Origin of the sequence: Pseudoalteromonas sp. Angola-4 (assembly GCF_028599265.1) — a bacterium.
Taxonomy (GTDB): Bacteria; Pseudomonadota; Gammaproteobacteria; order Enterobacterales; family Alteromonadaceae; genus Pseudoalteromonas; species Pseudoalteromonas atlantica.
The window spans coordinates 15,665-27,430 of sequence record NZ_JAQREK010000004.1 but is presented as its reverse complement, the minus strand read 5'-3'; the positions used below and the strand labels follow the sequence as shown (position 1 = coordinate 27,430).

Genomic DNA, 11,766 nt, shown 5'->3' with positions numbered 1-11,766 from the left:
CTGAATGTTTACACATTGTTTGCACCTTCTATTTTTATAGTTTGCCCACTTTAATAAAATAATAAGCGTGCATACATGAATATAAAACCTTTTATATTTTATTCAGTTATCGCCTCTACTACATTTTTATATGGCTGTGGCGGTACTGAGCAAACAACCGATAGCAGCACAGAGCAAACTGACTCATCATCAACAACCACCTCAACGGGCTTAGTTATTAACGAAATTGTCGCAAGCCCAAGCGATACCACCTACGACTGGATTGAGCTATACGCCACTGAAGATATAGCCGACCTATCGGTATTTTCACTTGTTGATGATAACGCCGACAGAGAGCCTCAAGCTTTACCCGCAGTAGCGCTTTCCCAAGGTGAGTTTATTGTTATTCAAGCCATTGATGAAACCGATACACCGCCCGATAACGGTTATTACGTTACCTTTAAACTAGGGAGCGACGATGCGGTTACGTTATACGAGGACGGCACTGCTATCTCTGTACTTGATTGGGAAGAAGGCGAAGCCGCTGAAGGTTTTAGTTACGGCTTATACTCCGATGGTACAGGCACCGCGCAAACCCTAACGCCCACAGAGGGCGCAGCTAACCAAACAGCCGATACCTCTACACTTGTAACAACCTTAATTGCTGAAGATGCACCACTTCGTATAAACGAAGTAGTAGCAAAAGACAGCAGCGGCGGCGAGGACTGGATAGAGCTTTATGTAACAAGCAGTAGCGATGTTTATTTAGCCGACTACACACTAAGTGATGACAATAACGAGCAATTTGCTCTACCTGATATTACGTTATCGCCGGGTGAGTTTTACCGTATTTACGCAAGCACCGATGATTTAGGCGACCTGCCAAGCGTAGCGTTTAAATTAGGCGCAAGCGATACCGTAAGCCTTTACAGTAACAATGTAATTATAGAGCAGTTATCGTGGAATAAAGGCCAAGCGCTAAGTGGTTACAGCTATGGCCGCTACCCAGATGGCAGCGATGCAACTACAGTACTCACTCCAACAGAGCTTAGCTCAAACAGCCAAGCAACCCACGGGCCACTCGTTATTAACGAAGTGGTGGCAAGCGCCGCAGACGATGGCAACGACTGGTTTGAGCTATACAACAACAGCGAAAATACAATTAACTTAGCCAACTACCACGTTATTGATGAAAGCGACGACATAGACCCCGTAACCCTTCCCGACATAGATTTATACGCAGGTGAATACATTACTATTTATGCCACCGATGAAGACCCAGGCACTTACTACGTACCTTTTAAACTAGGCAAAGAAGACGAGCTAAGCTTAATACTCAACGATGAAGTAATTGACTACATTGACTGGGATGAAAGTGATGTAGCCACAGGCTTTAGTTACGGCCTAAGTAGCAGTACCGATTTTACCCATGCATTTTTAACACCTACCCTAAGTAGTGAAAATACAGTTGCAACCGCCTTTACACCTACAGCGGTTAATACGCTTTCTATTACAATTAGCGACGAAAACTGGCAAGACATTCTAGATAACCCACTTGATGAGCAGTACCACGAAACCGCTATTACCTTTAACGGGGTAACACTCGATAGCGTGGCTATTCGCACTAAAGGCGGCTCAAGTTTAAGCAGCGTTGCCAACTCTAGCAGCGACCGTTACAGCTTTAAGGTTGATATTAACGAATATGTGTCGGGGCAAAAGTTTTTTGGGCTAAAAAAATTCACACTACAAAACTCGTTTAACGACCCGTCGTACATGCGTGAAGTAATCGCCTACGAGCTAATGGATGAAATGGGCGTGCCAACGCCTGAGCATGCTTACGTTAACTTTTATGTAAACGGCGAACTATTTGGTTTGTACTTAATGGTAGAAGCCGTAGATGGCGAATTTGTAGAAAAACACTTTGCCAACAGTAACGGCGATTTATACAAGCCAGATGGCACAGGCAGCGATTTACTATGGCTAGGTGACGACATACAAAGCTACACCGATATAAACCTGCAAACCAACGAAGACACCACAGATAACGGCGCATTTATTAACTTTGTTGAATCGCTCGATAAAGGCGAAACCAGCGCCATAGATATAGACACGCTGCTGCGTTATATGTCGGTAAGCACTTCACTGTCTAATTTAGATAGCTACCACGGGCCGCTTGCACATAACTATTATATTTACGATGACGATGGCGTATTTAGCATTTTGCCGTGGGATTTTAACGAGTCATTCGGCACATTTAACATGGATTGTAATGGCGTAGATGTAAGAGATCTCTACATTGATGAGCCTGTAAGCGGCGCATTAAGCGAGCGCCCATTAATTGCTAATGTATTTGCCGAGCAAAGCCACCTCAATACGTACCACAGTTACTTAACGCAGCTTATTAATGGCTCACTTTCAAGCGACACATTTAACGCACGCGTAAATGAAATAGCCGATTTAATTCGTGAGCACGTACAAAACGACCCAACTAGCTTTTATGGCTCAACCTACTTTGAGCAAAACCTAACCTCTACAACGGGGCAGTTTTACGGCTTAACCTCGTTTATGGAGTACCGCGTAGCAAATATGGCCGCGCAGCTAGATGGCACATTGCCATCAGCGGGCGATGGCAGCGGATTTTGCGCTAGATAAACAACCCATCCTTGATGCGGTGTCAGCACGCTGGCACTGCACTCTATAACTTTGCAATTTAATAATCTGAGAAAATTATGACAATTCAAGCACGTTTTAAGGATGAACTTTTTGAAAAGGATACTTCAATCTCACCAGTAGCAATTACTGCAATAAACACTAAAAATAAGCAGGCTCAGCCTGAAAAGCCAGATGCGCGAGGCTCATTAACAAGCTTAATTAACGAGTTGCTCGCCCCATTTGAAGGTTACGGATTAAACGATCTTAATAACGCTAATTTAATGAACCGTGTAGACAGCAAGTTTATGCTGCCACTATCGTTTTTACCTGAGCTACTTACTCATATACAAGGCCAGTACCGGGTACTTGATATACAAGGCAAGCGTTTATTCTCTTACTATAATCAATACTTTGATACGCCCGAACTCGATTTATATAAAGCCCATCATAACGGTAAGCTTAATCGCTACAAAGTACGCCAAAGGCGCTACGTTGATACAGCCACCGAATACCTAGAAGTAAAACTAAAAAACAACCAAAGCCGCACTGTTAAAACACGTATAAAGCTCGAAAAAAACAACGAGCAAGCCCATTGTACTGCGTTTATGAAAGAGCAAATGAAAAACAGCTTTGCACATTTAAACGTAACCCAGCAAAGCGGCTATAAACGTATAGCGCTAGCTAACGAAGAAAAAGCCGAGCGTTTAACGCTTGATTTTAACCTGTGGTACAACACCCCAAAAGGCGATAACAAAATAACTCTACCAGGGTTTTTTATTGCCGAGCTTAAACAAAGTAAAAAAACAAAACGCTCGCCATTTTATAAACTTATGAGCAAACACCACATATTCCCAGCCTCGTTTAGTAAATACTGTATTGGCTGTGCTTTGCTCTACCCCGAGCGTTTAAAAGTAAACCGCTTTAAACCTGTTTTAGCCCGTTTAAAACACCTTAACCGCACTAACCCGCTTTTACCTTTAGAGAATAATTAAAATGACCAAATTAGATCTTATTTTTCTTTCCCGCTTTTTAGTAAACATCCTATCGCTGGCTGTACTTTGCTATGGCTGTTATTTTCGCGTAAGTAAAAATGCAGTGGTAGCAGGCTCGTTTATTTTATTTGGCGTAGGCGTTTTTATTATTACCTTTTTGCTGCACGGCGTTGATATGTCGATGGAATTTGCATTCGGCCTATTTGCCGTATTTACCATGCTAAGGTACCGCACTGAGTCTATTTCGATTAAAGAAATGACCTACTTATTCCTTGTTACTGCCATTGCTTTACTGACCTCTGTAGGGCAAATGAGCCTAATTGAGCTAAGTATTCTTAATGGCATTATTTGCTTAATTGCCTTTTTGATTGACTCAAGCGTATTTGTAAAACGCTACGAAGTACAAAGCGTTTGCTACGAGCGCATAGAAAACATAACCCCACAAAACCAAGCCATTCTCATCAATGATTTAAAACAGCGCACAGGCCTAAACGTCGTTGCTGTAGATATAGAACACATCGACTTTTTAAGAGACGTAGCGCAACTAAAAGTAAGTTACTTAGCCGAAAAACAAACAAAGGCAGCCTAACATGACCTCTAAACAAACGATGACTTATGCGGCACTTTCAGCGCTTTGCCTTGTTAGTAACGCAAGCTTTGCCAAAATTAACGACGATATAGACCTAAGCGGCTATATCATGCTCGACTACAACAAGTTTGATACCTCATTGTTAGAGGGGCAATACGACAGCAAAAGCTCAGAAAGTACCTCAGAAATACGCCGCGCACGCCTAAGTTTTAAATCAGATATAAGTAAAGACTGGAAAAGTAAATTTCAGCTTGGCTTTGCCGATGGCGAAACCGAAATAAAAGACGCCTACCTAGAATACTCAGGCTGGAAATATGCTGATTTAACCATAGGCCAGCAAAAAGAAAGTTTTGGCCTAGAAAAACTAACTAGCTCTCGTAATTTATTAATGCTTGAGCGAAGCATGATAAGCGAAGCGTTTTCACCAGGGCGCAGCTTAGGTATTAGCCTTTCCGGCGACATAGCCTCAGTAAATTGGCAGTTAGGTTATTACGAGCCCGATGAAGACGAAGCAACGTCTGCTATTACAGGGCGCGTAGCCTGGGTGCCATGGCAGCAAAACACCAACCTTTTACACCTAGGCGTCGCATTTAGTGAGAGGCAGTACGACGGTAACGAATTTAGAGTGAATGAACCTCTTGAAGTTTATACCGCCGACTCATTAATAGAAGGCGATAAAATTAATGCCGATAACCTCTCGCAGCAAGGTATAGAGCTGTTATGGATTAAAGACAGATTGACCATGATGGCCGAGTGGCAACAAGCACAAGTAACCAGTATTGAAAATACAACCAATGATTACGAAGGCGGCTATTTGCAATTTGGTTATCAACTATCAGGCGGATACCGTAAGTATAAAAACGCAAAACTAGGCGCAAGCTCAGAGCCAGGCTGGGAAGTTACAGGCCGCTACAGCCTACTTAAGCTCAAGCAAGAAAACCAAGACGCAAAAACCTACGCCCTCGGCGTTAACTACACCGTAAACAAAAACATAAAGTTTATGGCCGACTACATTAAAGCCGACTACTTTGAAGCAGGCGGTACTATCACATCGGGCAATGCAATCTCATTAAGGCTGCAGTATTCGTTTTAATGCGCTTTGCATGTTAAGCCGGTTAGCCTAAAACTATAAAGCCCTGTGTTAAACGTAACGTTTAACACAGGGGCTTATTTTAATAGAGCTGTTATAAACTCTCTAAAGGTTACTTATCAGGCTTGTACTTATTCCACTAATTACAGTAAGGGATTTAAGTTTACCTGTTCACTAATTAATATCGTTCAATAAAAATGAACACCAGCATTTAGTGAACAAAAGATGGACAAGGGCTAATACAGGCAGCTATCGAAAAACTAAACTTGCAAACGAGTTTAGGCACAAAGTATGAAACTTTTAAAAAAGAGTGTACTGAGGGCGAACTCGCTTTGCCTAATGTTAAAAGCAATGCATAGTAAAAACGCTGCCCACGCCGAATCACTCTTAATTGCTTTGTTAGCTGCGTTTCAAAATTGGCAATACTTCAGGTATTTCAGTATCTAGCATTTCCAAAACGCTTTTAAAACCATGTATAGGTGACCACCCTAATTTGTCACATGCAGATGATGAATCATATACGCGATCTAAGCTTTGAGGTAGTTGCCAATCTCTTTGTTTAAATGCTAGCGCGATGTCAGGACATTGACGCTCGATGACAGATGCTGCATCAGTATATAGAGCTTCACAATCAGAAAGTTGAAAAGGTGTAGCGCCTGAGATTATAAAACGATTAAAACCACTTAAGCGTTTTTCCACAGAACATAAATGAGCGTTTGCTACATCACGAGCATCTATGCCACGAGTAAGGCGAAATACTGCCATTAAATCCGCAGGTTCAGGAAAACATCACGACATTTGCAGCACAGTAACTGGAAGCTGAAACAACTTTGAAATTTCTTCTAGCCTAGCTTCAGCCGCAATTTTACTTTTATGATAAATCGACTTGGGTTGAGGAGTAACGTCTTCATTTATCCAACCTGCAATACCTTTAGGTGTTGAAGCATAGCCGTACAATGCAGTAGTGCTGGTAAAAATAAAGTGCTTAATACCTGCTTTTAATCCAGCCAGAGCGAGTTTCTCGGTCGCGTCTACGTTGATAGACTGAAACTCTGAATCAGGTACTAAACCAACATGTGGAGCGTGAAGAGCCGCTGTATGAATGATGACATCAACATTTTTAAGAGCCCGATCAATCAGATCACTATCAAGAATATCACCAATGTAATCGGCTGTTGAGCAAGGCGTTTTATCAATGCCGACCACGTCATGGGTGCGCATTAATTTAATATAGATTGCACGCCCGACTCTACCGCCAGAGCCTGTTACTAAAATTCTCACTATGACACCTTACTAATGATTGACCTCAAAGCAGCTAACGCTTTGCCAAGGGGCAAATGCGAACGTTGTTGGGCGAAGCCCAGTGAGTATTTGTCCCAGCCGCGCTTTTTGCGGCGAACTTTGGCAACTTGTTAGGTTCCGGTTTTAGGGATGTTACATTTGATCATAAACCAATTCTTTTCGCTTTCGTTAAGCATAGCGAACCCCATATTTTCTTCGCCGAAATGGCAAATTCTTGTTTTTGATGGATTACCAAAAGAAAAATAGCCTTCTCGACGCTTTCCGCTGTCTTCATAAGAAAATGCCTTCATGACAAACCAAACACCATCAAAGTACTGAAACCAAATTAATTTGATTCCTTTACTTTTAGCGAATGAAATGAATTCATCAAGTCGGCCATCAGAAACTTCTACTTTCTTTTTAGTCCCTTTTATTGAAACGACATTTACCGGCAGGTTTTTACCATCATCTTCATCTATCCACTGAACAAGCTCAAATTTTTCTTTCTCAGCCAACTTAATCAAATGCTCTAAGCTACTATGATGTTTCGACAAAAAGCCTTCTGCTCTTTTTTCTACCCTGTTTTTGAAAGGATTATACTCGTCAGAACACCCCAGCACTAAAAATCCAACAGCAAGAATCGTGAGTAATCTCATAGGAACCTAACTTTTAAATAAGGGGCGCATACGCGTGGGCTATAATGCGAAGCAGCCCACGTGTATGCGTCCCAGCGAACGAAGTGAGTGACTTAATTTTTTTGTTATACGCAATCACGATAAGACCTCTTGAGCGGTGTTACTTTCTTCTTGAAATTTACCTTCTTTATCAGGCCAAATACATTGAAAAGCGTCAAACTTTTCAATGCTATAAATACTAACAGCCGCCCTTAAGTATTCCTCTTTGTTGAGTTCGCTAATTTTACTAAATTTGACCGGATAGCCTTTTATAACTTCTTCACTTAATTGGTTATTGGTAAATCGTTGACCGTTCTTGATTAACTGTCCAATATCGTTGATTAGTGAGTGCATCAATGAGGTATCCAACCCAGACATGATGATTTCAGGATGATCAAGCGTTTCAGTAAAACCTATTGAATATGAAAAGCTCGGAGCATCCTTGCTAAAAACAGAAAGAACATGCCAACCATGTTTGTTAATGTCATCTTCTACTTTTTCCATTACATCCGACATATTCACAGATTCCTAGTTTGCGTATAACGCCCCAATAATGGGCGAATATCAGTTGGTTAAAATAAGCGACGTAGGAGCAAAAACCAACTGTTATTTGTCCTGATTAATTGGCTTGTTAGCAGTACTTTTAACCTTGCTTACAGTTAGAAGAGCACCAATGAATATTATTGCAATAATATCAATTGAGAACGACTGCATAGGTAAACTTGAAGTAAATTGATTAAAAGAGAAGCCAGGCAAAAATGATGCTGTTGCCCCAAATGAAAACTCAGTCCCCCAACTCAGGTAAACATAAGCACCACCTAACCCAGAATAAGTAGTTGAAATACTACCGATAGCAATGCTAGGGATTTGAAGTGACTGATTTAAGATAGAAAGCCAGTAGTATTTATGGTTTTCTTTTAATGCAGTATAGCCAGCTAAAATATTAAGTACTATAAGTGGAAGCGTAATCACCGTACTAAGTATTGAAACTGAACCATCGGCAATAGAGCTCAAATAATACAATATAATAAATACGGCTGCTGTAAGTTGGAAATAACCGATGATCTTAACTCTATTTTCAGCTAACGAAAAAGCTTCAGTTTGGGAGTTAGCCATTACTATAGCTATTTCGTCTTTTCTAATTTCGAGCTCTGTCAGGAATGAATCATAATTACTAGATTCAGGTGAAATTTTATCTTTAACTTCAAATAACTCATTTATAGAGTATTTAGAATAATCGATAGTGCTCATATGCATCCTTGTACTGCTAACGCCCTCGTTAAGGGGCTTTTTATTAGTTTGCCATAATTGTGTAGCGAAGCGAAACTCGGCAAACTGTAAAAAGTCCCGCTTGAACAGCTTGTTATGTGTATTTAAAACAAATCTATTTTTTGATTGACGTGTTCCATTATTTCATCGTATTTAAATTCGTCAATCTTACCTGCAACAACAAAACAAAATAGATAAGAAGAAACATAATTAAATTTATATTGTTTAATAGAATTAGGATCGAAAGAGCAATCTGTTTGAACTTGTTGTTCATTAGCTTCAGACATTTCCTCAAGTAAACTGACTCTTTTTATATTTTGCCTTTCTGCAAAAAATAGTGGAGCTAATTTATACATATTTTCTTTAGGGATCTCACCACTACTTACGGCTGTAATTGCAGATAAAAGAGATTCTTCTGTTTCTTGTAGCCATTCATCCATTTTTAAATACACCTGAGATACACATAACGCCCACATTAACGGGCAAATTGTTGCTTGGCTATAATTTGTGACAAAGGAACAAAGCCAAGCGTTATTTGTCCCTGTTTAATTGCTTGTTATGTGGTTGTTACGCATTCTAATTTTTTAATCAAATAATAAATTAGAAATGAATTTATACCACCAAATATGACAAGTAATGTAGCTAAGATATTTAACTGTGGGGCATTTGCATAAATAAAGCCAATTGCAAAAAAAGAAATAGCCACTAATACGAATGCTAAAACCATGACCATTTTGAAGTCACGCTTTTTATCTTGATGATTAATTGTATCCATTACATTAGACATATTTATCCTTAATATGAGAAACACATAACAATTTAATAGTGCGCTCGTCGCGCATATTTCTACCGACTTAGCGCTCATTTATCTACTTTATATAGTTTTAACAAATTACCTAAGGTATTACTATCACTAAGTTTTCTAAAGTTTTTAGGTAAACTTAAATAATCCAATTTGCGCGCAGCGCTCATTTTCATGAATATATGCGCAAAGTGCAGTTTAACCAATCAATTAACGACGATATTTAGCCAATCTCAATGAGCGGTTATCACTGATAAACGCCTTACTACATTTTTAACATCAGATAGCTTAGCTTTCAGAACATTCTTTTAGTACGAGTTTAAACAATAAACGCTATCCATACCGTATTAAATCAAAAAAGATAAGTATGAAATTTTAATTTGGAATCTCTATTTAATGCTTTGATTAGGTAAAGCCTAAAAACCAAATTCTATTCCCTATGAAGAGAAGCCTATGAGAAAAACTCAAATAAGGAACAACAACACCATCGCTACAAGCCTTGCCACATAAGGCTCTTTATTCTAGATGTGTGACAAACTATTCCAAAGTTGAATGAGAAAGAACATATAGCGATCTTTTTTGATCAAAATACAGCGATTATCCGATTAAGTGCAACTTGTCATAAAACTGCAATCAAAATAGGTGATAATTTAAACTCGAACTGTATTTTTTATAATCTAGAAGTTGAAGTAAATGAGCACACCAATGACGCAACTCACATTTGCGTTACAATCGTTTGAAGATCCTCTCTCTGCGGCTATGGGCCACACAATGGAATACGAGCAGTTAACCTTGCAAGCCAGTGCTATGCATGAAATAACGCTGCAATGCGTATTGCCTGACGACGCCCACGAAAACGATATTATTTCGCTGAGCGCAACGTATCCCAGTGCCCGTGATGCACAATACTTTACTGAAAAAGTACTCACTAACGCCGACTTAGAGCGTGGTTATGTGTATTTAACATTAAGTAAAATTACCCAAAGCCACTGCTTAGTAATGCAATTGATGCTGCATGGCTTAAATGCCACTTTAAAAAATAGTTTACAGTTTGATATGCAAGTAAATGCGTTTGAGGCTGGTTATAAAAATCAGCAAGCCCTTAAAAGCCAAACTAAGCCACACGGCGTTAAAAAATACTTTCGTAATATGAGCTCAAGTTTATTTTCGTTTTTTTAATGTGTTGGTATACAAATTTATAAAAACTTAATCAGCAAAACTCACTTTACCCATAGTGACCCCAGCAATACCCTGCGCAGTATTATTTAGGTGCTGTTGCTCACCTGCTAGGCATTCGTTGGCTAAAATGGCAAATAGTACGGCTTCTTTGGCATCGGGGTTTATGCCTAAATCGTCGGTATTTTTAAATGCTTTAATGGTCGGGCACAGCGCATTAAGGTGCGCCATTAATAATGAGTTATGAATACCGCCACCACTTGCGTACACCACACACTCTTTAGCACTTTGCCCGCATTCATTTAACGCATTTGCAATTACCCTTGCGCTAAACATATTTAAAGTTGCCATAACATCTTCATGGCTTAAGTGCTGTGTATTTGTTTGCAGCTGAGCTCCATGCAAATACGCTAAATTAAATACTTCAGGCCCTGTTGTTTTAGGCAGCGCAAGCTCAAAAAAAGTGTTGCTACACAATGCATTTAATAAGAGTGAATTAACCTTGCCAGCTTTAGCTATTTTAGCGCCATCATCAAAGTGCATGCCTTTAAAATTCTGCTGTACGTACGCATCCATAATGGTGTTACCTGGGCCTATGTCGCTACTAAATACGCTATTTGCATCACCGCTTTTAGGTAAAAACGTTAAATTAGCAATACCACCCATGTTTAATAAAATGCGGTTCTCATTGGGGTTTGCAAAAAATAAGTAATCGCCATATACCGCAAGCGGTGCACCTTCCCCTCCTGCGGCTATGTGTTTTTGCCTAAAGTCGCCAATCGTTGTAATACCGGTAGTAACGGCTATTTGGTCGCTATCGCCAATTTGTAATGTGCCATTAGTAAAGCTTTTATGATTATGCTGCGACTGTGGGCAGTGGTAAATTGTTTGCCCATGACTGGCTATTACATCAATACTTGCTGGATTTACCTGCCAAGTATGTAAGCACTGATTAACCATATCGCCATGGAGTTTACCCACCCACGGGTGTAGTAAAGTAACAAGTTCTAAATCACACTCTCGTTTGGCAAATACCTGCTTTATTTTGCTTTTATACTCGTTGTTATAGTCAACGGTGGTAAAGTTAAGCACTTCAATTTGCGTATTTATACCTGCGCCCGTTACCTTACACAGTGCTACATCTAGCCCATCTAACGAGGTACCACTCATTAAACCTATAATTAAACGGCTTGGTTTTTGGGCACTATTATAAAGGGCGGCTATGTGTGGGTGCATAAAAGTATCTTAAACAGGTATCATAT

11 protein-coding genes and 1 pseudogene are annotated in these 11,766 nt (G+C 39.9%); 5 read left to right on the top strand and 7 right to left on the bottom strand.

Annotated elements, in window-relative coordinates; all coding sequences use genetic code 11:
- Positions 1–75 precede the first annotated feature (75 nt).
- From PSH48_RS07040 to PSH48_RS07025, 4 genes are all read left to right on the top strand, one after another.
- On the top strand, positions 76–2,631 hold the full coding sequence (locus PSH48_RS07040; protein ID WP_273611209.1) for a CotH kinase family protein: 2,556 nt from the start codon (positions 76–78) through the stop codon (positions 2,629–2,631).
- 77 nt (positions 2,632–2,708) lie between these two features.
- Positions 2,709–3,623, top strand: a complete 915-nt coding sequence (locus PSH48_RS07035) for a polyphosphate polymerase domain-containing protein (RefSeq protein ID WP_273611208.1) — start codon at positions 2,709–2,711, stop codon at positions 3,621–3,623.
- A 1-nt stretch (position 3,624) separates the two neighbouring features.
- Positions 3,625–4,212, top strand: a complete 588-nt coding sequence (locus PSH48_RS07030; protein ID WP_029772252.1) for a DUF4956 domain-containing protein — start codon at positions 3,625–3,627, stop codon at positions 4,210–4,212.
- 1 nt (position 4,213) lies between these two features.
- The gene (locus tag PSH48_RS07025) at positions 4,214–5,305 is read left to right on the top strand and encodes an OprO/OprP family phosphate-selective porin (RefSeq protein WP_273611207.1); all 1,092 of its coding nucleotides are present in this window, start codon (positions 4,214–4,216) and stop codon (positions 5,303–5,305) included.
- Between the two features lie 396 nt (positions 5,306–5,701).
- On the opposite strand, the pseudogene PSH48_RS07020 reads toward PSH48_RS07025, so the two are convergent.
- From PSH48_RS07020 to PSH48_RS06995, 6 genes and pseudogenes are all read right to left on the bottom strand, one after another.
- Positions 5,702–6,583: pseudogene (locus tag PSH48_RS07020) on the bottom strand (NAD-dependent epimerase/dehydratase family protein).
- A 131-nt stretch (positions 6,584–6,714) separates the two neighbouring features.
- A complete protein-coding gene (locus tag PSH48_RS07015) occupies positions 6,715–7,239 on the bottom strand; it encodes a hypothetical protein (protein WP_096042694.1) in 525 nt (174 codons plus the stop codon).
- 114 nt (positions 7,240–7,353) lie between these two features.
- A complete protein-coding gene (locus PSH48_RS07010; RefSeq protein WP_273611206.1) occupies positions 7,354–7,773 on the bottom strand; it encodes a DUF4262 domain-containing protein in 420 nt (139 codons plus the stop codon).
- A 90-nt stretch (positions 7,774–7,863) separates the two neighbouring features.
- Entirely contained in the window at positions 7,864–8,508 is a 645-nt protein-coding gene (locus tag PSH48_RS07005) for a hypothetical protein (RefSeq protein ID WP_096042693.1), read from the bottom strand.
- 122 nt (positions 8,509–8,630) lie between these two features.
- Positions 8,631–8,966 carry a hypothetical protein gene (locus PSH48_RS07000; RefSeq protein ID WP_096042692.1) on the bottom strand — a complete coding sequence of 112 codons (336 nt, stop codon included), beginning with the start codon at positions 8,964–8,966 and terminating at the stop codon, positions 8,631–8,633.
- Positions 8,967–9,082: 116 nt separating this feature from the next.
- The gene (locus tag PSH48_RS06995) at positions 9,083–9,313 is read right to left on the bottom strand and encodes a hypothetical protein (protein ID WP_273611205.1); all 231 of its coding nucleotides are present in this window, start codon (positions 9,311–9,313) and stop codon (positions 9,083–9,085) included.
- A gap of 708 nt (positions 9,314–10,021) precedes the next feature.
- Between PSH48_RS06995 and PSH48_RS06990 the strand changes: the two genes are divergently transcribed.
- On the top strand, positions 10,022–10,507 hold the full coding sequence (locus PSH48_RS06990; RefSeq protein ID WP_024032946.1) for a hypothetical protein: 486 nt from the start codon (positions 10,022–10,024) through the stop codon (positions 10,505–10,507).
- 27 nt (positions 10,508–10,534) lie between these two features.
- Here PSH48_RS06990 and PSH48_RS06985 read toward each other — a convergent pair whose 3' ends face one another.
- On the bottom strand, positions 10,535–11,740 hold the full coding sequence (locus PSH48_RS06985) for an anhydro-N-acetylmuramic acid kinase (RefSeq protein ID WP_273611204.1): 1,206 nt from the start codon (positions 11,738–11,740) through the stop codon (positions 10,535–10,537).
- Positions 11,741–11,766 lie beyond the last annotated feature (26 nt).

Excerpts from the sequence above, each read along its gene's own strand:
- PSH48_RS07015 (WP_096042694.1), bottom strand. The coding sequence starts at position 7,239 with ATGAGATTACTCACGATTCTTGCTGTTGGATTTTTAGTGCTGGGGTGT.
- PSH48_RS07035 (WP_273611208.1), top strand. The coding sequence starts at position 2,709 with ATGACAATTCAAGCACGTTTTAAGGATGAACTTTTTGAAAAGGATACT.
- PSH48_RS07005 (WP_096042693.1), bottom strand. The coding sequence starts at position 8,508 with ATGAGCACTATCGATTATTCTAAATACTCTATAAATGAGTTATTTGAA.
- PSH48_RS07010 (WP_273611206.1), bottom strand. The coding sequence starts at position 7,773 with ATGTCGGATGTAATGGAAAAAGTAGAAGATGACATTAACAAACATGGT.
- PSH48_RS07030 (WP_029772252.1), top strand. The coding sequence starts at position 3,625 with ATGACCAAATTAGATCTTATTTTTCTTTCCCGCTTTTTAGTAAACATC.
- PSH48_RS06995 (WP_273611205.1), bottom strand. The coding sequence starts at position 9,313 with ATGTCTAATGTAATGGATACAATTAATCATCAAGATAAAAAGCGTGAC.
- PSH48_RS07025 (WP_273611207.1), top strand. The coding sequence starts at position 4,214 with ATGACCTCTAAACAAACGATGACTTATGCGGCACTTTCAGCGCTTTGC.
- PSH48_RS07000 (WP_096042692.1), bottom strand. The coding sequence starts at position 8,966 with ATGGATGAATGGCTACAAGAAACAGAAGAATCTCTTTTATCTGCAATT.
- PSH48_RS06985 (WP_273611204.1), bottom strand. The coding sequence starts at position 11,740 with ATGCACCCACACATAGCCGCCCTTTATAATAGTGCCCAAAAACCAAGC.
- PSH48_RS06990 (WP_024032946.1), top strand. The coding sequence starts at position 10,022 with ATGAGCACACCAATGACGCAACTCACATTTGCGTTACAATCGTTTGAA.
- PSH48_RS07040 (WP_273611209.1), top strand. The coding sequence starts at position 76 with ATGAATATAAAACCTTTTATATTTTATTCAGTTATCGCCTCTACTACA.